Raw genomic sequence first — 20,566 nt, forward strand, 5'->3', positions numbered from 1 at the left:
TGAAATATGACACCAGCATCTCTTTAGACCAGAAATCATAAATACTTCCCCGAATTTTTTTAAATGCATCCGGGTTTTCCTGGCAGGGGGCATTGGATTCGCCATTCACCTTAAGAAACATGCTGAGTTCAATATTCAAAATACTTTTTGTCAGAAATTCTCTGCTTTTTTCTTTTGTATGTAATTCTCTGCTTTTTTGTTGCACTTCCATTTTACAGCCCCCTTTTCTTGTCCATTAAAAATTGATGAAATTTATAGGTTTTTTTTAATCCGTCAAATAATGGTGTAAACTCAAACCGCAGTGCGTTATACAGTTTATTCCCCGAATAGATCTGGTGATGATCAATGGGAAACGGCAAAGGAATCTTTTTCTTGATGATTTCCGCAACGCTCATTGTAATGGCTTTGATTTTTTTCTCGGTTATCTGCTCTAAGGTTTCAAGATAGGTTTTATAGGATATATATTCTTTGGATACGGTATTGAAAACCTGGTTGAACACGCGTTTATTTCCAATACAATTGATAATAATTTTTGCAAGATCCTCTACAAAGATAAAGGTGAACAAAGCAAGGGTATTCTCCGGGATGACGATGGGCGACTCTTTTTCCATCAAATCAAAAAAATATTCCTCCCGGGGTGCGTAGTTAAACCGGCCATAAATAATGGAAGGCCGAAGGATGGTCCATGATATGGATCGGTGGCCGCATTCTCGTTCAAGCAGGGTTTCGGCGTTTATCTTATTTAGTCCATATTCAGCGTAGTCGCCAAGTTCCGGCTGGGGGGCATCGATTGTCCGGCTAGTTTCCTGCATCGGCAGAAGGGTGTCATGATCATAAACAGATGTAGAACTGATAAAAACATATTGTTTCAGGTTCCCGGGAACAGACGCTATCACCGATTTTATGTCATCCGGTGTATACCCGCAGAAATCGATCAGGGCATCCCATTCCATTGCAGGAATATTGTCTTTCATGGATGTGCTGTCTGTCCTGTCACCATGAAGTTCAGTAACACCATTGATATTCAGAGGGATATTGCCCCGGTTAAAGGTAAAAACCTGGAACTCTTTTACCCTCACCAACTGCTCAACCAACGCTCGCCCGGCAAAATAACTGCCACCGATAATAAGAATATTTCTCGCCATCAGCCCCCCCAGGCACTCCTGTTGCGCAATGTTGTATCTGTTATCCTTTGTTGAACCGCACACCCGTGGTCCAGCAAAAAATCACCGGTTGCCTCACTTAATCCCTGATGTTTTATTTCTGTGATGACCCGGGCACTCATATTTTCCATGATGGTGCTCTTTTTTCCCATATCCTCATTTGCGGACAGCAATTGGCTAATGTCGTCATGGATCTGCCTTCCCAGGATGCCAAGCGCCTTTACTGCCCGATGTTTCCATTTGTAAAACGGCACAAATTTTTTATTCAATAAAAACACCAGGGAAACAATGTCCGAGCAGAACGTGTTCAGGGCGTAGGCCGCGGCAAACACTTCCCCCCGTTTAACCGACCGCATAAAATTATACTGCCCGGATTGGGCACAGGTCATGCATTTGGCCGCGATTTTAAACAGCCGTATATCTTCCGGATAGAAATCAAGCAATGTGTTGCGTATATTGGAAAACGTTCCCAAAGGGTCACAAAAGACCTTTCCACTGGTACACGCACAAAGATATTCATCCGACAGGGGCAGCCACTGAAGCTTATCTTCTGGGGCATGGGGCAACCCCGTGAACCGGGTATAAAAATCTGTGATCCTGAAAACACCGACCTTTTTATCGCTTAATGCAGCGGCCTTCCGAGCAAATCCCATGAAAACCCTGGGCAATTTGTCATACGCCTGCTGGAGGGATCTTCCAATGTCATCAAAATCCCCATCCGTCAGCCAGAGGCAGAAGCCAGGTCCCCAATCATGATCCCTGGATATCGGGTCATCAAACCCAAGGCATTCAGACCCCTCCCCTGCCATGCCGGCAGCTATTTTATGGCGGTGGGAATAAAATTTGTCTTTGATCATTTGTTCGCCATAGGTCATAAAATACGTATGGCTCAGCTCAAGCCCCTTCATGAACCCCTTTCATTCTTCATGTGCCGAATCCCGGCGTTATCCCCCGTATTCAAACACAAGGACCTTGTCCTTTCCCGTAAACGCCTGTTTTTCAATCTTGGCAACAATCTTTTCCGATGCTTCAGCAGAAATATACTTTTCCCCGCATTGAACGCACAACCCGGCCGGTACCCCTTTAATCACATACAGGCCGCCTTCCCATCGAAAATCAAAATTTCCCACGGTTATGGGCTCTATCTTGCTGTTGCAGAAAAAACATTTTATTACGTTTCCTTCCATGGAGTGTCCTTTTTCGGGCAGTCTTGTTCGCGCATCTTTCCATGTGGGTGAGGACGGACGATAGGCATATAAAACAATCAGGTTTTCATCCGTATCTTTTGTACACATCACATGAATGGGCTGTTCCTTTGCGTATCCCAGGACCAGATAGCTGTCATTGCGAAGGGGATGAGAATGGGTTTCCAATATCATCCCCTCCACAAGAACCGTCTCTATCTCTGCCAGGGAAAAAAGCCGCTGGGTCAGATACCTGACCATATGCTCGGAATTAAAATAGGTTTTTTCTTTTACCTTTCCGCTTATCCAATTTTTAATGGCCTTTAATTGAATTGACAAGCATCCCCCATTTTTTTACAGTTTAATCTATTCAAAAAAGCGGTTTACCCTTCTGCCATATCGGGCAGACATTTCTCAACAATTTCTGCAATATCAAACGCCTTTATCTCTTCGGTATATTTTTTCACCCCGTCTGTCAGCATCAGCAGACAAAAAGGACAGGCAACGGCAATGGCATCCGCATCCGTACCCAGTGCTTCCCCGGCTCTCGCCTGGTTAATCCTGGTTCCGGTCTCTTCTGCCCAGTAATTGCCGCCACCGCCGCCGCAGCAAAAGCTCTCATTTTTATTCCGGGGCATTTCAACCAGATTGCCCACAGAAGCGATGACATTTCTGGGATCGTCGTAAACCCCGTTCCGCCGGCCCAGATAACACGGATCATGATAGGTGATGGTCTGGGCGTTCCGGTCCAGCTGCAGTTTTTTATCATCCACCAGGGTGCGGATAAATGATGCATGGGGAATCACCTCATACTGGCCCCCCATTTTCGGATAATGACGGGTAAAACTATTATAGCAATGGGGACACATGGTGATAATTTTCTGAATACCCAGGGCTGAAAAATCATCAATATTCTGCTGGGCGATTTCAGCAAACAAAAACTCATTGCCCATTTGTTTGGCAGGATCTCCGGTGCAGCGGGAGTCTTCAAGGATGCCAAAGGACACATGGGCGCTTTTTAAGATATTGACCATGGCCCTTCCAATGGTCCATGCCCGCTGTTCATAGGTGATAGAACACCCGATCCACAGAAGATACTCTGTCTTGCCGGCTTCAAACTTCGGCACCTCAAGATCTTTGCGCCATTCTGCGGCACCGGATCCTGTACCGAAAAACGGATGGGATCGTTGCTCAAGACTGGTGATCGCCTTTCCCATGAGTTCAGGCATCTGGCCTTGCTCCATGACCAGGTTCTGGCGGAACCGCATGATGGTCTTGGGCTGGTTGATACTCACCGGACACACTTCCATACAGGCCGCACAGGTCGTACAATTAAAAATCGCTTCCATGGAGAGGGTCTCCATCACGGAATCTTCCATTTCTCCAGCCGCCAGTTTCTGCGCCAGGGTCACAATGACCCCTTTAGGGGACAGGGGTTTTTGTGTATTATGGGCCGGGCAGGCTTCCTGGCAACGCCCGCACCATAAACAACTGGCAAAATCCAGGAACCGTTTCCGGGTAAAATCCGCCAGTTTGTCCGCCCCTAATGCGGGCAGCTCTTCTGCATCTTCATCATCAAACGCGGAAAAGTCCATCACCCCCATTTTTACCCCGGGACTGGGATCAGCAAATCCGGAATTAACCGGCGCAAGGATAATATGAACCAGGGGGGAAAAGGGGATATAGGCCACAAAAAAAAGGGCCAGAAGACCATGAACCCACCAGGTCATGGTATGGATCTGGAGGGCACTGGTTTGACTGATAACGCTTGCCGCAAGAAAATTACCCACAAATGCCCCGGCTTCCGGCGTGTTGGCACAAAGCCGTGCGCCTTCGATCACAAACCCGGTGATGATGAGCACCCCAAGGAGACTGCTGACCAGGACAAACCCCGTTCTGGCCTCGGGGATCTTGAGACGGTCCGGCATAAATTGTCTTCTTAAAAGGAAGAAAACAATACCCCCCAGTACCAAAAGCCCTGCCAGGTCAAGTGTAAATGACATGAACCAGCGATTAAACGCCCCGGTAAACACCGGCAGGCCAAACAGGATATTCAAAATGACCAGATTCGTCCCGACAAAAAGCAGGGCCATTCCCCAGAACACACACCCATGGGCAACCCCTGAAGCGGGTTTCCGGTAAATTTTCGGATTCAATATGCCCCGCATAAAAAAAGCACCGGGGCGAAAGGTCCCAATCCCCTGGAACACCTTGGTAATCGACGGAATTACCCTTAGCTGGCCCTTTTTTATAAGCTGCCATTGCAGATACAGACCATAAACAAAAATAAGAAATACCGGAATTGCCAACAGATCAATGATGACGCCGTAACTGATATTCCAGTAGGGAATACGGGCCATTTACCTGTCCTCCCTGATCGCCTGGGTCAGGAGCGGGACAATTTTTTTGTAATCACTGACAATCCCGAATCTGGCACGGTTAAAAATATTGGCCTCTTCATCCTTGTTAATGCCCACCACACACTTAGAATTGGCGATGCCAGCCAGATGCTGGCTGGCACCGGAGATGCCCACGGCAAAGTAAACATCCGGCGCCACGATCTTGCCGGTCTGGCCGATCTGCCGGGTGGGGGATGCCCATCCTTCATCAACGGCCCCCCGGGAAGCCCCCACGGCACCATTCAACAGGTCTGCCATTTCCTGGAGCAGGGCAAAATTTTCCGGATCTCCCATTCCTCTTCCACCGGATACAATAACAGCAGCATCTTCCAGGGGAATCCCCTCTGTCTGCTCAATTTTTTCAGAAACAAGTGTTACTTTTTCATCCCCTGTCTCAAGGGGAACAGACGGGGTGGTGCCCGCAAGCGCTTCCGGTTCAAAATACTTGCGCCGAATGGTCAGAAGGCTTGGGGTTGATTCTATTTTATATTTGATAATGGCCTTACCCCCATATACCGGTCGATCCACCACCATATCCGGATGGATGGCGGTCACCTCGGTGATGACAGGCGCTGAAAGAGCCGCACTCAATGGGCCTGCCAGACCGGTTCCCAATGTGGAAACACTCATCAGGATGACCTCATAGCCTTCCTGTTGAATGAGTTGGGTGATCGGTACCACCAGATTTGCAGAAACCGTTGCAGCCGATTGCCATGCTCGACCAAATGACCCGGGTATCTCTCCATCGCCCAGGGCAATAATATCCGGGGTATCACAAAAGAGTCTGCTCACGGTCATTAACTCACCGATTTTTTTCAGATCAATATTTTCTATGATAAGTGTTTTCATATATATCTCTCCTCGGTCAACCTGCTCAGTAACGTTTTGACCGCTTCGTTGGGATCTTCCGCATCAATAAATTCACAAACGGATTCAATCTTGGGGATCTCAACACTGATTTCCGCCAAAGCCATTTTCCCCTGGTCAATGCCATCCAGCTTGACCACTGGTTTTTTCTTTGCACCGAATATCGCCCGCACCGCCGGTATTCTGGGGACATTTTCCGGGATACTGGTGATGGACAACACGCCCAGCCCATTGAACTCAAGCTCACGCCTGCCCGTTGCCGTCATCTGGCTGACCTTCCATTGATCTGCTGCAGATTCAATATACCCGACCTGGGGCACAAAGGCGGCACCCAGCATCTGGGCTAAGATTCCCGGTACAACACCCCGGTCCATATCCGCAGACTGCTGGCCGGCAAGAATCAGGTCAACGTCTCCCAGATGTTCCACTGCCTGCTTGATATTTTGAGCGATAACGGCGGCATCATCTGAGGTTCCTTTTACCAGAACCAGTTTATCCGCCCCCATTGCCACGCCTTTTCTTAAAAACTGGACGTCGCTGTCAAGCCCGTAGGAAATAAGGGTCAAAGATGAACCTGTTTTATCCTTGAGCTGTATCCCGGTTTCAATGGCATTTTCATCATAAAGCCCCATCATTCGTGAAAACCGTTCGTGAGCTCGGCCATTTGATAATTCAAAATCCATGGACGGTACTTCATAGTCCGGGACAACCTTTGCTAACACCGCAATATGCATTTTTTACTCCTCCTTAGCTGTTTGTCACACCCAATCAATGTGCTTTGATTCTCTATGGACAAGCAAGCCGTTGACATCAAAACTTAAAAACCGGGGAAATTTTTATCAAAACCGTGTGAGAACCACCCCTTAACCGTTGAAAAAATCTCCCCATGCTGAATTTTTATCTACCCTTCCATTGAGGTGCTCTCTTTTCTGCAAATGCGGTAAATCCCTCTTTTCTGTCTTCCGTATCCCGCAACGCACCCCATAAGAGGTGTGAAAATGCTATCCCATGCTCCAGCGGCATTTCAAGTCCCATCACGGCAGCCTGTTTTGCGGCTTTGACACTCAAGGGGGCATTCCCTGCAATTTTCAAGGCCAGTTTTTTGGCAAGGGCCATCAATTCGCCGGGTTCCACAACATCAGAGATGAGTCCGACCCTGTGCGCCTCTGCCGCATCAATCATCTCACCTGTCAACAGCATTTTCATGGCAACGGCCTGGGGAATGGCCCGGGGCATGCACTGGGTGCCGTTTAAACCGGCAAGACTGGCCACCTTCACTTCTGTCAATCCGAATTTGGCATTGCTGCTGGCAATTCTTAAATCGCATGCCAAAGCCATCTCAAGACCGCCACCCACGGCATATCCGTTGATGGCACAGATGAGGGGTTTCCACATTTTCATATGGGGGACGATGGGCTGACCTTCCCTTAACCATATGGATGCCATGCATTCCTGGGGCGGTGGTGTCTTTTTCATGTCCGTACCCGTACAAAAAGATTTTTCACCGGTACCGGTCAATACAGATACGCGAATATCATCATCCGCAATCACTTCCGCCCAGATCTCCGTCAGCCGTGCAACAGATTCCGGGTCAAGGGAATTCATGGCCTCCGGCCGGTTTAAGGTTATATATGCCACATGATCTTCTTTGTTAAAATCTACACCCATTATATCAACTCCTCTATTTTTCGGATCGCACCGGTTATTTTTTAGTAATCTTCTTCCGCACTTACAATAAATGGATTATACGGTTTCTTATCCCTTAACAGCTGTCTTGCAATGGTCCATCGATGGATTTCATTGGGACCTTCAAGGATTCTCCAGATCCGGACCATCCGTGCCACGTATTCAAGACCCAGTTCTATGGAAAGCCCTACGCCGCCATGCATCTGAATCGCCCTGTCAACAACGTTGGACAGCATTTCCGTAGCCGCGACCTTTATATTCGATCCTTCTATTCTCAAATCCGTAAGGCCCTGGTCTGACTTCCAGGAAGCATAATACAATCTGAGGCGAACCGCCTCAAGTTCCATGGTGGAATCTGCGATCCAGTTCTGGACGGTCTGGCGTTCGGCCAGGGGTTTACCAAAGGTAATCCGGGTATTGGCCTGGTCAATCATCATCTGGATGATTCGTTCCGCCATTCCCGTACACCGGGATGCCAGCTCAATGCGGCGAACACCAAATCGATTCTGAAGGGGGATAAATGCTTTTCCCACTTCTCCCAGAATTTTATTATCCCCGACTTCAACATCATCCAGAATCAGCTCCCATGTCGGCATGGCACCGATCACCGGGATTTCTTTTCCCACTCTGACCCCGGGCATATCCTTGTCAATCAAGAATGCCGTAAACTTATTTTTGGTTGGGGCCTCTTTATCGGTCACCGCAATCAGGATAAAGAACACATTGTCTTTATCACATTTGCTGATAAAGGTTTTTGTCCCATTGATCACCCATTTATCCCCTTTGCGAACTGCTGAGGTTTTCAGCCCGCTGACATCTGATCCCGCATCCGGTTCCGTCACTGCCATGGCAGAATCCAGTTCCCGATTACAATAAGGGATAAAATATGTTTCCCGCTGGTCGTCTACACAGCAGGCATCCAGGTAATACAGGTTGGGGGCATCCGGCGGCAGCATAAAGCCATGGGGTGAAAATCCCACAAAACTTTTGCACATTTCTTCCATCACCAGTGTTTTTGCCAGCATGCCAAGGCCCTGGCCGCCGAATTTTTCCTCGACTTCAATCCCCCAGAATCCCAACTCTTTGGTGATGGCATAGAGCCGTTCAGAATCTTCTTTGGGGATAAGGGGGCCGGGTTCGGTCCACAAACTCATATCCCGTTCAAGCAGCGTTTTCTCCAACGGCAGGAGTTCGCGTTTCACAAATTCTCTCATGGCCTCTTTCAACATCATATATTCTTCAGATATACTAAAATCCATCATCACTCTCTTTTATATAGGGTTAATCAATGTCTAAAAATATGTCTTTCCAATTAAGTCAACACATCCTCAGCTTTCAGCTGATCAATCTCGTCGTCGGTATACTCTAGAAATCCGCTTAACACTTCATCCGTATGTTCACCCAAAAGCGGAGCCGCTGTGTTCATTTCAATGGGGGTTTCGGAAAAAATGATGGGAGCCCGGTTATAAAGTGTCCGGCCCACAACGGAATGATCCAGGTACGCCCAGAAATCCCTTTCGATAAGATGCTCATCTTCTATAGCAGCCCTGGCATCATTTACAAGACCGGCGCTCACGCCTTCAGCCAGTAATTGTTTCATCAGCCGTGTCGCATATTTATCTTTTGTCCAGTCTTCAATGTAGTTGTTCAGTTCTTCTTCATTTGCTTTTCTGCTGGAAAGTGTGGCAAATTTTTCATCTTCAGCCCAGGATGGATTCCCCATTACCCGTTTAAGCCCTGTCCATTCATCATCCGTAAATACGGCAATGGCCAGCCATTTTCGGTATCCGACGGTTTCATATACACCGTGGGGTGCCCCATTGGCGTCACCGCAGCCCTGTCCCCCCAGGATCTCTTCGTTTGCCGCATACAACATACTGTCAATGGGTTTCATGGCAATGGCGGATTCCAGCTGGGAGACTTCAACGGTCTGGCCCCGGCCTGTCTTTTCCCTTTGAAGCAGGGCCGCCATAATACCAAACAGGGTATGGGTGGGCACCATCACATGATCCGTGTAATTGGTCCCGGTACCAAAGGGTTTCTGACCCGGCATACAGGCCTGGGCCGTTAATCCGCAAAGGGCGTTCAGATTCACACCGAATCCCATATAAGATTTATGGGGGCCGTCGGTTCCCTGCAAGCTCATGGTGACATAGATAATCCGGGGGTTGATCTCTTTCACATCTTCCCACCCGAGATTCCATTTTTCCATCTGACCGACCCGGAAATTGTTGATGATGATATCACTTTTTTTAATCAACCGGATGGCAACATCCCTGGCCTTGGCCTGTCTCATGTTCAGGGAGATACATTTTTTGTTGGGATTCCGGTTGGCAAAATACCCGCTTCGCTCAAACCCTTCGGCATTTCCGTCTTTAAACGGTCCGCCTTTTCTAAGGATATCCGGCCGCTTCAGGCTTTCAATCTTGATAATCTCAGCGCCACACTGTCCCAGGACATTTGTGGTAATGGGACCTGCCCCCACCCATGAAAAATCACAGACCACAAGTCCTTCCAATGCTTTTTCAAAATTAGACATTGACAATTCCCTCCTTTGAAAAAACAGCGATTTCATCGCCTGTATAATTCAGACTTTCTAATATTTGAGCCGTATGCTCCCCGAACCTGGGTGCTGGAAAGCCAAACCGCCAGTCCAGATCGCCAAATGCATAGGGAGAGCCGGGAAACGTTATTTTCCCACCGTCAAGATTTTCATGCTCAATGGTCTGCCAGAAATTTCGATGCTTTAACTGTGGATTTTCAAGCAGATCCTTTCCGTTGCTTACAGGGGAAAGCGCAATACGGTTGGCCTGCCCTTTTTCATACAGGCTCATCTTGTCGTGCTGCATGGTATACCGATGAAAAATCCTGCAAAAGGTGGCATAGCCTTCATCCGATCTTCTATAAGAGGGTTCAATCCATCTGGGATCTTCAAACACCTCACATTCTTCCACATTTTCATCTTTCATCCATTTGACAAAGGGCTCCCACATGATCTTATTTTTTCCCATAATGGCCACAATGGCGATATAGCCATCTTTACAGGGATGAACCGTGGCCGACCCGGCTTCTGTCCCCCTGCCCCGCCGGATGGTGCCTTCAAGATCCCAGTATTGGGCTGAATTTTCCAGGGCCATGCCAACAGATTCCATGGCAGACACATCCACAAACTGGCCCTTCCCGGTTCTCTGGGCATATAGCAGGGCAATGGAACTTCCGACAGCGGCATAGGATTCTGCCATCCTGTAGGCCTGATTGTCACAGGCCCTCACAGGTTTATCATTATCAATCCCGGCAAGGTATAAAAACCCCCCCATGGCAGAACAGGTAAGGTCTGATCCCGGATAATCCTTGTAGGGTCCGACACTGCCATAGGGAGTAATAGATGTTTGAACCAGCTTTGGATTAATCGCTTTTAAACGGTCATAGGAAAGTCCCAGGCTATCCAGGTATCCCGGGATACAACTTTCCATAAAAATATCCACATTCTCGATCAATTTTAAGAAAATTTCCTGTCCCTCTTGCCTGTGAAGATCTACTGCCAGGCTTTTTTTATTACCATTATAATAGAGAAATTGAAGGCTGGCTTCGATATTGTCTTCTTCACCTTTATAAAATGGTCCTTTTTTTCGCAAAGGATCCCCGGTTATGGGCTCCAGGTGAATCACCTCCGCACCCAGTCCGGCATACAATTTTGAAGCATAGGGTCCCAGCTCTCCTGTGAAATCAAGTACTTTCACATCAGACAGGGATCTATTGTTAAGTTCACCTTCCATTGCTTTTCCTCCTAATCATTATTTAATTTTACATTTTTAACAAAACCGAATACAGGAACCGGAGTTCTCAAATGATAAATAGTGTGTTCATCGGGTATCAGCCGGAAAACAAACTTCTCCCACCGCACACATACAATACCTGACCAGTGACATAGCCGGTATCGTCATCGGCAAGATAAAGGACGGTATTGGCAATGTCTTCCCCTGCTCCGATATCCCCGGAAGGTTGTTTTGCCTTGAGAAAATCTCTTGTCTTTTCCGGAAGCTCATACCACAAGGGTGTCAGGATCAATCCCGGTGCGATACAATTTGAGGTAATCCCGTTCCGACCCAGTTCCAGGGCCAGTGTCCGGGTTAACCCCACCAATCCGGCCTTTGCTGAAGAATAGGGTGCCTGTCCAGGTCCCCCCAGCCATGCCCGGGAGGCGATATTGATGATACGGCCCCGTTTCTGTTGAACCATATGGCCGTGAACGGCCTGGCTGCAAAGATACGGCCCTTTTAAATTGACATTCAGGGTAATGTCCCAATCCTGCTCGGACAGTTTTCTCAAGGGACCGGATCGATCTACCCCGGCATTATTGACAAGGATGTCAATGGAACCGAAGGTGTCCATGGTTTGACTCACCATGGATTCAACAGACGCTTTGCTTGAAATATCCGCGACAATCCCGATGGCGGTGCACCCTTCATCCCTTAGTTCCTTAGCCGTTTGATCCACTTTGTCTTCTGAAATATCGTTTATAACAACTTTGGCACCCTTTTTTGCCAGCATGAATGCCGTATCTCTGCCCATTCCACTGGCAGAACCTGTAATTATGGCCACTCTGTTTTCAATTCCCATTCTCTTTACCTCCAATAATCATAAATTTTTCACAACAGGATGTTAAATCGACATGGAAAAAGACAAGCTTTTCCCGCCACATACAAAAAATGTCTGGCCTGTAATAAATTTTGATGTCTCAGCGGCAAAAAAGGATACAGCGCCTGCCACATCATCGGGTGTCCCTAATTTTTTTACCGGTATTCTGGCGGCAAGCTTTTCCACCTGTTCTTCAGACATGTCTGATGATTGTATTGTCCCTTTGACAACCCAGTTCACCGTAATATTATCCTTGGCAGTTTCAAGGGCAAGGGATCTTGTAAACCCCAGCATGGATGATTTTGCAGCACTGTATATAGAGGTATTGGGTAATCCCAGATATTCAACACTTCCCATATTGATGATCCTGCCATAACTTTGTTTTCGCATGATCGGGATCACTTCCCGACACATAAAGTAGGCAGGATCTATATTGGTTTTTGCACCTTGATGCCAGTTTTGAGCCTTGGTATTGCCAATCTCACTTTTTACGATCAGGTCTGAATTATTGACCAGGATATCGATTCTTCCATATTTTTCCATTACACTGGCAATGGCCTGTTTTGCCCCGGTACAATCCGCAGAATCTGCGGTAACGCCATAGGCCTCGACTCCGATTTCTTTGAGCCTTGATACCATGTCAACGGTATTCTTTCCGTTGACATCCAGGACGGCAAGTTTAGCGCCTTTGAATGCCAGCATGGCGGCAATGGCATATCCGATGTCATCGCCCACAGATTCTATCAACACAACCCTGTCTTTAAAGGTTTCCATTTTTAAAATCTCCTTTTATATTTAAAAAATTCATTTTATGGATTCTAAAACGCCGCATCTTACCAATCACTTGAGAGCATGTGCATGGTACATGCCGCGTGTTCAGTACCGGACAAGCCGCCGCCCGTCACATGTGTCATGGCCACCTTGGGAATGGGTTCCACCTGATAGCCGGTGCACTCTCCCCGGAGTTGCTTTACCTGGGCCGCTACCTGAGCTGCACCGGAAGCGCCGATGGGGTGACCATAGGACAGCATGCCGCCCCGGGGGCTGACCACACACTGGCCACCATAGGTTGCCTGACCGTCTCTTAAAAATTTCAGGCCGTCCCCTTTATCGCACAGCTGCATGCATTCATAATACAGCAGCTCTGCAATGGTAAAGGCATCATGCAATTCCAGGATATCCACGTCTTTGGGTCCGATGCCGGATTCTTCGTAGAGCATGGCTGAGGTCATTTCCGTAATATCATCACCGGTAATGTCCCTGGGCCGATTATGATAGGGACCGGATGTCACGACAGATCCCCTGACCTTGACCGGTTTTTCGATCCCCAGTTTCTTTATCATGTCGCCGGAGCAGACCACTACGGCCCCGGCACCATCGACGATGCCGCAACATTGGTGCAATGTCAGCGGATACGCCACCAGTCGTGAATTCACAATCTCCTCAATACTATAATCCCCCCCAAACGGTGCATGGGGATTGTTTTTGGCGTGGCGGCGACTTTTCTGGGTGATCAATGCCAGATCTTCCTGGGTGGCACCGGTTTCGTGCATATATCGAGTGGCCCGCATGGCATATTTACCCGTCATCACCCCGCCATGAACCGCTTCAATATCGTTCATGGCCGGCATGAATGCGGTACCGCTCTTCCGTCGCAGCGTATGGTTCTCAGCCCCAACGCCCATGGACAATTCGGTCAGTCCGTAAGCCACATCTTTTATGGCCAGATGAACGGCCATGGCACCGGCTGAGCACGCGCTTTCCACATTGATGATAGGCGCAGTGCCGCAGATGCCAATGTCCTTGAAAATCGTCTGCCCGGTAACAATACCATTATGGGCATTGCCGACATAGGCACTTTCAATCATTCCCGGCCCTTGGATGTTGGAAGCTTTAATGGCCTGAAAAGCCGCCATACGTCCCAGTTCATCATAATCCATTTTATGTTTGCCAAAAACAGTCTCTCCTACCCCGGCTATATACACATCTCGCTGTAATTTCATAAGCTTCTCCTATACCTTCTGGAACATATAACTGATGATCGGAAGACCATCTTCATTCATCCGTATCGGACCTGTGGTCAATTCAACTTCTTCGTCACATTTAAATGTATTGACTTCCCCTTTTAACATGGCAAAAATCCTGATATTTTCAGGCAGATCAACATACCCGCAGATATAGGGGGTTTTTAACCCTGGCTGTCCGATATAAAGGTCGGAAAAACTGTACAGAATTCCCCTTCTGGACAGAGGCACCATATCAAATTCTTCTCCCCAGCAGGTGGGGCAGGGGGTCAGTTTGGGAAAATCCAGTTGACCGCATTTTTTGCATTTATACCCTTTAAGGTACGGCAAGCCATCTTCGGGAACCTCAAGCAAATCTGGATGATAGAATGTGATATCCGGCTCTTTTTCTCGTTTGATTTTCTTTTTTTCAGCCATAGGGTCTCCTTTTAAATGGTTTGAACAGAAATCAATAGCATAATTCCCGTCAACATATTGTTTTGTTTGTTATTTTTTGCATATCCAGCAATCACCGATCTGAAAGATACTCTGATTAATATATTATTGAGGAACATTCAACCATATGATTTTTACCCTGTCAAGGCGAAAAAAAATTTATTTTTGACCTTTTTTTATGAAAGCCATTTTTTAACAGACTCTAAATTATTTATAACTTATTGTTTTTTTTATTTTTTTAATCAAAAGAAGACTATATTTCCAAAAAACCGTACCGACAAAAACTATTTCTAAAATTAAACGACTTCAATAAAAACAAGTTGAATATGAATCAAATTTTAAAAAAAAAGGGAGGCCGTCAACCAGCCCCCCCCGACAAAAAAATCCCCCGAACAGGATCCCTGCATTTTCCCTGTTATCCCATCCTTACCCGCTGAGAAAACCCCGGCAATGTATCAAATATTTTCAAAAACATTTTCAACTTTCCGGGTGACTGCCCTGCACAAAAGCGTATTTATCATGGACAATTCAGACATCATTTTCAGCGGTGTTACCCGATTCAGGACAAACCACCGGATGGACAAATGTGAAAAGCTGCCTAAAAACAAATTCCGAAAAACCCTGTTGTTCAGGTCGGAACGGAACACGCCCGATGCCTTGCCCTCATTTAAAATTTCATACAACATCTCGTTGGTATTTAAAAAGACGAGAAAAGCCTCGGTGGCATAAAATTGTCTATTCAGCTTTATATCATTCAAAAAAATCGATAAAAACTCACCGTCCGATGAAAAAATTCGAAAATAATCCCCGATAAACTGCTGGAGTTTCTGCAGGGGGTCTTTTGGATCAAACACCCTGTTCAGCCGGGCGCGATAATTTTGGAACTTCCCTTTTGGTATGGAATACAACAGATCCTGTTTGTTTTTAAAATACTCGTATATGGTCCCTTCGGCAACACCGGCTTTATCTGCTATTTCCAACATGGTTGTCTTATGGTGGCCTTTTCGAGCAAAAATGGAAACAGCTGCCTCAAGAACCCTTTCCGCCTTATCTGACTTAACCGGTTCACTTTCCCCTAGTGCAACCGGGTTCATATTTGCACCGGATTCATCAGATTCAAGCCCTATCATCGCCATTATCAAGGACATAATAGATTCAAAATCCGACATGGTCTCCTCTACTTCCCTATACGCCAGGCAGCTTAAGGATTCCTCATCCAAAAACCCGAAGATCATATCCCTTAATATACCGATATCAAGATCCGCCCTGAAATATTTTTCTTTCACACCCTTCTTGAAAATAGCCAGCATTACCCCGGCATATTTTTGAAGCGACTTATATCCGGCATGCTGATAAAACGCTTTATTGGATCGACATTCAAACAGCAGGTTCTTCATCAGTCGGGCATCCCCGGAACTATAATCATTTTGATACAGATGAAACCAGACCATCTTGCCCAGGTGGGATACCGGCCCCATAAGCCCTTTAAAATGGAATAAAAGTTCTTTATGGGATTTTTCCATCAGCTCTTCCATGGCGGAAAAAAGCAAATCCTCTTTGTTCTCGAAATAATGATAGATGATTGAATCGACAACCTTTGCCTTTTTGGCTATTTCAGAGATGGTTGAATTGACCAGGCCTTTTTCTGCAAAGACTTCCTGGGCTGCCTTCAGTATGGCCTGTTTTTTACCGTTACCATTATTAGCCATTCCACAAGATTCTCCTGATTGTTATTTGAGCAAGCGTTACGCAATTTCTGGTTATCATTTTAAATCGTACACATAAGTAATATATCCTATTCATACAGGCTTTTTGAATCTGATTCAACATTTTTTTTATTGAGCTCTATTCAAATCATATTTATTTGCCTGTCCTTCTTTAAAATTATTCACCCCCCTGGCAGTTATAAAATTTATAACATATTGTATATAAATCATTTTATGTTTTATCACAGATGCTTTGTCCCTTAAAATACAATATAGCCAAGGCAATATTTAATCTTTTTTTTAAAAAAAATAAAAATATGGCTTGACAAAGCCAAGTGAAATTGGTTGAATACGCCTCAGTTACTCTAAGGAGTATTCAGTAACCATACAAACCTTCAACTCTTGTTTTTTGACATTTAATTGATGTTACAATTTTGACACTATAACTCTGAACCCTTGATTACACTTAAGCAAATATGTTTGTATTTGAATATTTTAGTGATTTGACATGTTTTCTAAAAATAACACCTACTTTTAAAAAACATGGCTGACAACTGCAATCCGCCGAAGCGAGTTTTGCAAGATATTGTTTAACCTTTACCAATTAACTCAGGTTAGTACCGAACAATTTAAAGCAAGGAGGATCAAATGGCAAAATGTGAAAAATGTACTTTTTTCTTTCCAATTCCAGAAGAGGATATGGATTTTGAACCGGACAAAGGCGATTGCGTCAGACAACAAGAAGATACAAAAGGCAAATTCTGGCTGTCCCGACCGGTATTTCGAAGCACTGAAGCGTGTGAGCATCTCAGCGTTCAAACCAGCTAATTGTATAATTAGTGTTTGATTTGAGAGACGTTTAAACCCATTTTTATTATACCAAACAGGAGGAGTACCTATGCCTACAGTTGCCACACCGTCAACCGAAAGAACCGCAAGACTGAAAAACAGATGCCGTTTTAAACATGTAGCAGGCGGCGAATATGTTCACGCCGGGGTAAAAGCCGGAGTTGAACGTGCCAGACTCATCACCGAATCTCACAAAAAAAATATTGGAAACCCCAATTGCATTATCCGCGCCAGAGGACTTGCCAATATCCTTGATAATATCACCATTCATATTCAGGACGACGAACTCATCGTTGGCGCCAACACAGAGCATCCTGATTATTTCCCCATGTATCCCGAGCTTTCCTATTTTGCCACCGTTGACATGGTGGAAAGTCATTATTGTGACCATCAAGAAGAAATGCGGGAAATCTCAGAATACTGGAGACCGTATACCATTCAAACAAAGGCTGAAAAATATTTTACCCCGGAAGAACTGGGGATCATGTATTCTGCCACCATTGTTCAGCCCCCCATGTTTGTGACCGCTTTTTCAAGTATTGTCCCCACTTATGAAGCTGTTCTTGAAGACGGCCTGATCAAAAGAATAGAAGACGTTGAACAAAAGATAGCCGACGCCAATGCCAGCCTGCGCGAATCCCCCTGGAATGCCCAGGACAAACTGGGGCTTCTGGATAAAATAGACCAGTGGGAAGCCATGGTTATTGCCATGAAAGCGGTTGTGGGATGGGCCCAGAGACATGCCAGACTGGCCAAAATAATGGCGGAAAACTTTTTGGCAGATCCCAAAAGAAAAGAAGAACTGCTTGAAATTTCTGACATCTGCAGAAATGTTCCTGCCTATCCTGCCAGGGGTCTTAAGGATGCCATGCAGTCCAAATGGTTTACCTACCTGCTCTGCCATTCAGTGGAACGGTACAGCAGCGGGTATGGTCAAAAAGAAGACAAAATGCTCTGGCCCTATTACAAAAAAAGTGTCCTTGATCAAACCGATCAGGTCATGACCTATGCTGATGCCGTAGAGCTGTTTGAGTGTGAACGCTTAAAGGTTTCTGAACACGGCAGCACAAAGGGAAGACAGCTTCGAGAATTTTTTGCCGGGTCCAATGATTTATTTATCCTGACCCTGGGCGGCACCAACGCAGATGGCACAGACGGCAGCAACGAATGCACCAATGCCATACTGGAAGCCGCTGCCAATATCGTTACCACCGAGCCGTCCATTGGATTCCGATGGAATGAAAACGGCAATGTTGAAACAAAGAAAAAAGTCTTTGAGTGTATTAAAAAAGGCTTTGGATTTCCTTCCATTAAAAATGATGAAATGAACACCCAGCAATTGGTCAAATACTTCAATGTTCCCTTGGATGTCGCCCGGGACTGGGCACTAGTTTTATGCATGTCTCCGGGCATCACCGGTCGCCGGGGAACCCAGAAAACCAGAAGTGAGGGCGGATCAGATGTGTATCCGGCCAAGGTGATGGAAATCGCCCTGACCAATGGATTTGATGAATTTTTCTCCAATGTCCAGCTGGGACCGGAGACAGGAGACGGCGCAAACTTCAAGAGTTTTGATGAAGTATGGAATGCGGTTAAAGCACAAATACGGTCTGCCATTGAATTGAGCCTGCGCTCTAAAGATGTGGGTCGTATAATGGAATTGACCCATCTTTGCTGTCCGTTTATTTCAGCCATAGATGACGGATGCGTGGAAAAAGGCATGGATGCCAATGCACTGGCGGAAGTTGCCAATCCATGGCACAACATCATCGGCGGCAGTGTAGTGGTCATCGACTCTATGACAGCCATTAAGAAACTGGTATTTGAAGACAAAAAATATACCATGGCTGAACTGATGGATGCCTTGAGAAACAATTGGGAAGGCAAAGAAGAAATGCGCCTGGACTTCTGGAATGCGCCCAAGTTCGGTAATGATGATCCCTATGCAGATGAACTGGCCACAAAATATTATGACCTGATTGCCGATGAATGGAAGAGAAATACCACCTATTCCGGCACCTATCCGCTACCCCTGGCCCAGTCTGTTGCCGGCTATATTGTCAACGGCCCGAAAACAGCAGCCACTGCCAATGGAAGACATGCAGGGGAAGCCCTGGATGATGGCGGCAGTTCTCCCTATATGGGATGTGATAAAAACGGTCCCACCGCAGTTCTAAAATCCGTATCAAAAATTGATGCGTCAAAACACAAGGGCGTGCTCTTGAACCAGCGCCTTTCCACCGTTCTCATGAACAGTGATGCCGGGTTTGATCTCTGGCATGCGTACATGAAAACATGGCATTCCCTGGGAATTGATCATGTACAATTCAATGTCATCTCCCAGGAAGACATGAAAGCGGCACAAATTGAACCTGAAAAATATACTGACACCCTTGTCAGGATTGCCGGGTACAGTGCCAAATTCATCGACCTTGCCAGATACTCGCAGGATACGATTATTGCCCGAACCGAACAGGATATGGCAGGATAGCACAACATATTAATGGGCCCGTCATCCCCGGCACCTGTAGCCGGGGATGACCCCCATATTTAATTATCAGTTTAAAGGAGTTTTGTTATGGCAACGTGTACGTGTAAAGATTGTAAGTTTGTAACGCCTTCTCCCACGGGCGATCCCTCAACCGGCGTATGCCTTGTTGAACGAATGAAACTGGCTGATTCACAGCAGACCAAGACTGCCATTAGAGGTAAAATGGTTCAAAAATCCATGGAAGCATGTTTAAAGTTTGAAGCCGGCGAATCCTGGAAAGACATTAAAAACCTATTATAAAAACTAAGGAGTTTCCCATGCCAACCTGTAAAGAATGTAAGTTTGTAACACCGTCTCCAACGGGCGACCCCTCAACCGGTGTATGCCTTGTTGAACGAATGCAACTGGCGGACTCCCAGCAGACCAATACCGCCATCAGAGGTAAAATGGTAAAAAAGTCCGATGAAGCATGTCCCAAATTTGAAGCCGGTGAATCCTGGAAAGATATCAAAAATCTATTATAATGTTTTTGTAAAACATAAAGGATGGAGCAAATGACCCCAACAATCAAGTCAGATCTAAAACATCTTGTGGGAAACATTCAGCGGTTTTCCGTCAATGATGGTCCTGGAATAAGGACATCCGTCTTTTTAAAAGGGTGTCCCCTTAACTGTGCATGGTGCCATAATCCTGAAAATATCCATGTGTATCAGGAATTTTTTCAATATGAGGACAAATGCACAAAATGCGGTGCCTGTGCCGATGTTTGCCCTGAAGATGCCATCATCCCTCCCCGGGTTCGATACAAGGAAAGACCTTCGGAAGGCGGTTGAAAGGGTGGAGACGGCTCCATTCCTGCAAGTTTGCAGAAAGAACGCAATGTTCCCTTTGTAGAGGAAGAAAAAGAAATAGAAGCCATTGATCCCCCCCGGATTGACCGGGAAAAATGTACCCGGTGCATGAAATGTGTGGATGCGTGTGCCTTTGACGCTCTCAAACTGACGAGTACGTTGAAAAGTGTTGATGAGATATTCGCCGAAGTCATGAAAGACGATCTTTTCTATGAATCTTCCGGGGGCGGGTTTACCATTTCCGGCGGTGAACCGCTCATGCATCCTGAAATG

The 20,566-nt window shown here is 46.3% G+C and carries 22 protein-coding genes; 6 read left to right on the forward strand and 16 right to left on the reverse strand.

Annotated elements, in window-relative coordinates:
- The 16 genes from Q1Q15_RS24185 to Q1Q15_RS24260 form a co-directional block, all read right to left on the reverse strand.
- A partial coding sequence (locus Q1Q15_RS24185) for a DUF4125 family protein (RefSeq protein ID WP_300465224.1) occupies window positions 1-211 on the reverse strand: 211 nt, incomplete at its 3' end.
- Between the two features lies 1 nt (window position 212).
- On the reverse strand, window positions 213-1,145 hold the full coding sequence (locus tag Q1Q15_RS24190; protein WP_300465225.1) for an NAD-dependent epimerase/dehydratase family protein: 933 nt from the start codon (window positions 1,143-1,145) through the stop codon (window positions 213-215).
- Complete coding sequence (locus Q1Q15_RS24195) at window positions 1,145-2,071, reverse strand: DUF4037 domain-containing protein (protein WP_300465226.1); 927 nt, start codon at window positions 2,069-2,071, stop codon at window positions 1,145-1,147. Before Q1Q15_RS24195 ends, Q1Q15_RS24190 begins: the two co-directional genes overlap by 1 nt.
- A 36-nt stretch (window positions 2,072-2,107) precedes the next feature.
- Entirely contained in the window at window positions 2,108-2,686 is a 579-nt protein-coding gene (locus Q1Q15_RS24200) for a DUF4258 domain-containing protein (RefSeq protein ID WP_300465227.1), read from the reverse strand.
- A gap of 44 nt (window positions 2,687-2,730) precedes the next feature.
- Window positions 2,731-4,707 (reverse strand): heterodisulfide reductase-related iron-sulfur binding cluster, encoded by a 1,977-nt coding sequence (locus Q1Q15_RS24205; RefSeq protein WP_300465228.1) that lies wholly within the window; start codon window positions 4,705-4,707, stop codon window positions 2,731-2,733.
- Window positions 4,708-5,595, reverse strand: coding sequence for an electron transfer flavoprotein subunit alpha/FixB family protein (locus Q1Q15_RS24210; RefSeq protein WP_300465229.1), 888 nt, complete (start codon window positions 5,593-5,595; stop codon window positions 4,708-4,710).
- Window positions 5,592-6,347 carry an electron transfer flavoprotein beta subunit/FixA family protein gene (locus tag Q1Q15_RS24215; protein WP_300465230.1) on the reverse strand — a complete coding sequence of 252 codons (756 nt, stop codon included), beginning with the start codon at window positions 6,345-6,347 and terminating at the stop codon, window positions 5,592-5,594. Before Q1Q15_RS24215 ends, Q1Q15_RS24210 begins: the two co-directional genes overlap by 4 nt.
- Window positions 6,348-6,510: 163 nt before the next feature.
- Complete coding sequence (locus Q1Q15_RS24220; protein WP_300465231.1) at window positions 6,511-7,281, reverse strand: enoyl-CoA hydratase-related protein; 771 nt, start codon at window positions 7,279-7,281, stop codon at window positions 6,511-6,513.
- 41 nt (window positions 7,282-7,322) lie between these two features.
- Window positions 7,323-8,561 carry an acyl-CoA dehydrogenase family protein gene (locus Q1Q15_RS24225; protein WP_300465232.1) on the reverse strand — a complete coding sequence of 413 codons (1,239 nt, stop codon included), beginning with the start codon at window positions 8,559-8,561 and terminating at the stop codon, window positions 7,323-7,325.
- Window positions 8,562-8,611: 50 nt separating this feature from the next.
- The gene (locus Q1Q15_RS24230) at window positions 8,612-9,838 is read right to left on the reverse strand and encodes a CoA transferase (RefSeq protein ID WP_300465233.1); all 1,227 of its coding nucleotides are present in this window, start codon (window positions 9,836-9,838) and stop codon (window positions 8,612-8,614) included.
- Window positions 9,831-11,075 (reverse strand): CoA transferase, encoded by a 1,245-nt coding sequence (locus Q1Q15_RS24235; RefSeq protein WP_300465234.1) that lies wholly within the window; start codon window positions 11,073-11,075, stop codon window positions 9,831-9,833. Before Q1Q15_RS24235 ends, Q1Q15_RS24230 begins: the two co-directional genes overlap by 8 nt.
- Before the next feature lie 97 nt (window positions 11,076-11,172).
- Entirely contained in the window at window positions 11,173-11,919 is a 747-nt protein-coding gene (locus Q1Q15_RS24240) for an SDR family NAD(P)-dependent oxidoreductase (protein WP_300465235.1), read from the reverse strand.
- Between the two features lie 42 nt (window positions 11,920-11,961).
- A complete protein-coding gene (locus Q1Q15_RS24245) occupies window positions 11,962-12,711 on the reverse strand; it encodes an SDR family oxidoreductase (protein WP_300465236.1) in 750 nt (249 codons plus the stop codon).
- A 59-nt stretch (window positions 12,712-12,770) separates the two neighbouring features.
- The gene (locus tag Q1Q15_RS24250; RefSeq protein ID WP_300465237.1) at window positions 12,771-13,940 is read right to left on the reverse strand and encodes a thiolase family protein; all 1,170 of its coding nucleotides are present in this window, start codon (window positions 13,938-13,940) and stop codon (window positions 12,771-12,773) included.
- A 9-nt stretch (window positions 13,941-13,949) separates the two neighbouring features.
- Window positions 13,950-14,378 carry a zinc ribbon domain-containing protein gene (locus Q1Q15_RS24255; protein ID WP_300465238.1) on the reverse strand — a complete coding sequence of 143 codons (429 nt, stop codon included), beginning with the start codon at window positions 14,376-14,378 and terminating at the stop codon, window positions 13,950-13,952.
- Window positions 14,379-14,851: 473 nt separating this feature from the next.
- Window positions 14,852-16,105 carry a TetR/AcrR family transcriptional regulator gene (locus Q1Q15_RS24260; RefSeq protein WP_300465239.1) on the reverse strand — a complete coding sequence of 418 codons (1,254 nt, stop codon included), beginning with the start codon at window positions 16,103-16,105 and terminating at the stop codon, window positions 14,852-14,854.
- A gap of 645 nt (window positions 16,106-16,750) precedes the next feature.
- Here Q1Q15_RS24260 and Q1Q15_RS24265 point away from each other — a divergent pair.
- The 6 genes from Q1Q15_RS24265 to Q1Q15_RS24290 form a co-directional block, all read left to right on the forward strand.
- On the forward strand, window positions 16,751-16,930 hold the full coding sequence (locus tag Q1Q15_RS24265) for a benzylsuccinate synthase gamma subunit family protein (RefSeq protein ID WP_300465240.1): 180 nt from the start codon (window positions 16,751-16,753) through the stop codon (window positions 16,928-16,930).
- 70 nt (window positions 16,931-17,000) lie between these two features.
- Entirely contained in the window at window positions 17,001-19,442 is a 2,442-nt protein-coding gene (locus tag Q1Q15_RS24270) for a pyruvate formate lyase family protein (protein ID WP_300465241.1), read from the forward strand.
- Between the two features lie 87 nt (window positions 19,443-19,529).
- On the forward strand, window positions 19,530-19,742 hold the full coding sequence (locus Q1Q15_RS24275) for a hydrogenase (RefSeq protein ID WP_300465242.1): 213 nt from the start codon (window positions 19,530-19,532) through the stop codon (window positions 19,740-19,742).
- Between the two features lie 17 nt (window positions 19,743-19,759).
- Window positions 19,760-19,966, forward strand: a complete 207-nt coding sequence (locus Q1Q15_RS24280; protein ID WP_300465243.1) for a hydrogenase — start codon at window positions 19,760-19,762, stop codon at window positions 19,964-19,966.
- A gap of 30 nt (window positions 19,967-19,996) precedes the next feature.
- On the forward strand, window positions 19,997-20,275 hold the full coding sequence (locus Q1Q15_RS24285) for a 4Fe-4S binding protein (protein WP_300465244.1): 279 nt from the start codon (window positions 19,997-19,999) through the stop codon (window positions 20,273-20,275).
- 30 nt (window positions 20,276-20,305) lie between these two features.
- The coding region (locus Q1Q15_RS24290) for a 4Fe-4S binding protein (RefSeq protein ID WP_300465245.1) at window positions 20,306-20,566 on the forward strand (261 nt) is incomplete at its 3' end.

This window comes from Desulfobacula sp. (assembly GCF_030145145.1).
Classification (GTDB): domain Bacteria; phylum Desulfobacterota; class Desulfobacteria; order Desulfobacterales; family Desulfobacteraceae; genus Desulfobacula.

Bases quoted from the DNA above. Each gene is read 5' to 3' on its own strand.
- Q1Q15_RS24270 (WP_300465241.1), top strand. From the start codon at position 17,001: ATGCCTACAGTTGCCACACCGTCAACCGAAAGAACCGCAAGACTGAAA.
- Q1Q15_RS24265 (WP_300465240.1), top strand. From the start codon at position 16,751: ATGGCAAAATGTGAAAAATGTACTTTTTTCTTTCCAATTCCAGAAGAG.
- Q1Q15_RS24210 (WP_300465229.1), bottom strand. From the start codon at position 5,595: ATGAAAACACTTATCATAGAAAATATTGATCTGAAAAAAATCGGTGAG.
- Q1Q15_RS24275 (WP_300465242.1), top strand. From the start codon at position 19,530: ATGGCAACGTGTACGTGTAAAGATTGTAAGTTTGTAACGCCTTCTCCC.
- Q1Q15_RS24285 (WP_300465244.1), top strand. From the start codon at position 19,997: ATGACCCCAACAATCAAGTCAGATCTAAAACATCTTGTGGGAAACATT.
- Q1Q15_RS24215 (WP_300465230.1), bottom strand. From the start codon at position 6,347: ATGCATATTGCGGTGTTAGCAAAGGTTGTCCCGGACTATGAAGTACCG.
- Q1Q15_RS24240 (WP_300465235.1), bottom strand. From the start codon at position 11,919: ATGGGAATTGAAAACAGAGTGGCCATAATTACAGGTTCTGCCAGTGGA.
- Q1Q15_RS24235 (WP_300465234.1), bottom strand. From the start codon at position 11,075: ATGGAAGGTGAACTTAACAATAGATCCCTGTCTGATGTGAAAGTACTT.
- Q1Q15_RS24255 (WP_300465238.1), bottom strand. From the start codon at position 14,378: ATGGCTGAAAAAAAGAAAATCAAACGAGAAAAAGAGCCGGATATCACA.
- Q1Q15_RS24230 (WP_300465233.1), bottom strand. From the start codon at position 9,838: ATGTCTAATTTTGAAAAAGCATTGGAAGGACTTGTGGTCTGTGATTTT.
- Q1Q15_RS24205 (WP_300465228.1), bottom strand. From the start codon at position 4,707: ATGGCCCGTATTCCCTACTGGAATATCAGTTACGGCGTCATCATTGAT.
- Q1Q15_RS24280 (WP_300465243.1), top strand. From the start codon at position 19,760: ATGCCAACCTGTAAAGAATGTAAGTTTGTAACACCGTCTCCAACGGGC.
- Q1Q15_RS24220 (WP_300465231.1), bottom strand. From the start codon at position 7,281: ATGGGTGTAGATTTTAACAAAGAAGATCATGTGGCATATATAACCTTA.
- Q1Q15_RS24190 (WP_300465225.1), bottom strand. From the start codon at position 1,145: ATGGCGAGAAATATTCTTATTATCGGTGGCAGTTATTTTGCCGGGCGA.
- Q1Q15_RS24250 (WP_300465237.1), bottom strand. From the start codon at position 13,940: ATGAAATTACAGCGAGATGTGTATATAGCCGGGGTAGGAGAGACTGTT.
- Q1Q15_RS24260 (WP_300465239.1), bottom strand. From the start codon at position 16,105: ATGGCTAATAATGGTAACGGTAAAAAACAGGCCATACTGAAGGCAGCC.
- Q1Q15_RS24245 (WP_300465236.1), bottom strand. From the start codon at position 12,711: ATGGAAACCTTTAAAGACAGGGTTGTGTTGATAGAATCTGTGGGCGAT.
- Q1Q15_RS24195 (WP_300465226.1), bottom strand. From the start codon at position 2,071: ATGAAGGGGCTTGAGCTGAGCCATACGTATTTTATGACCTATGGCGAA.
- Q1Q15_RS24225 (WP_300465232.1), bottom strand. From the start codon at position 8,561: ATGATGGATTTTAGTATATCTGAAGAATATATGATGTTGAAAGAGGCC.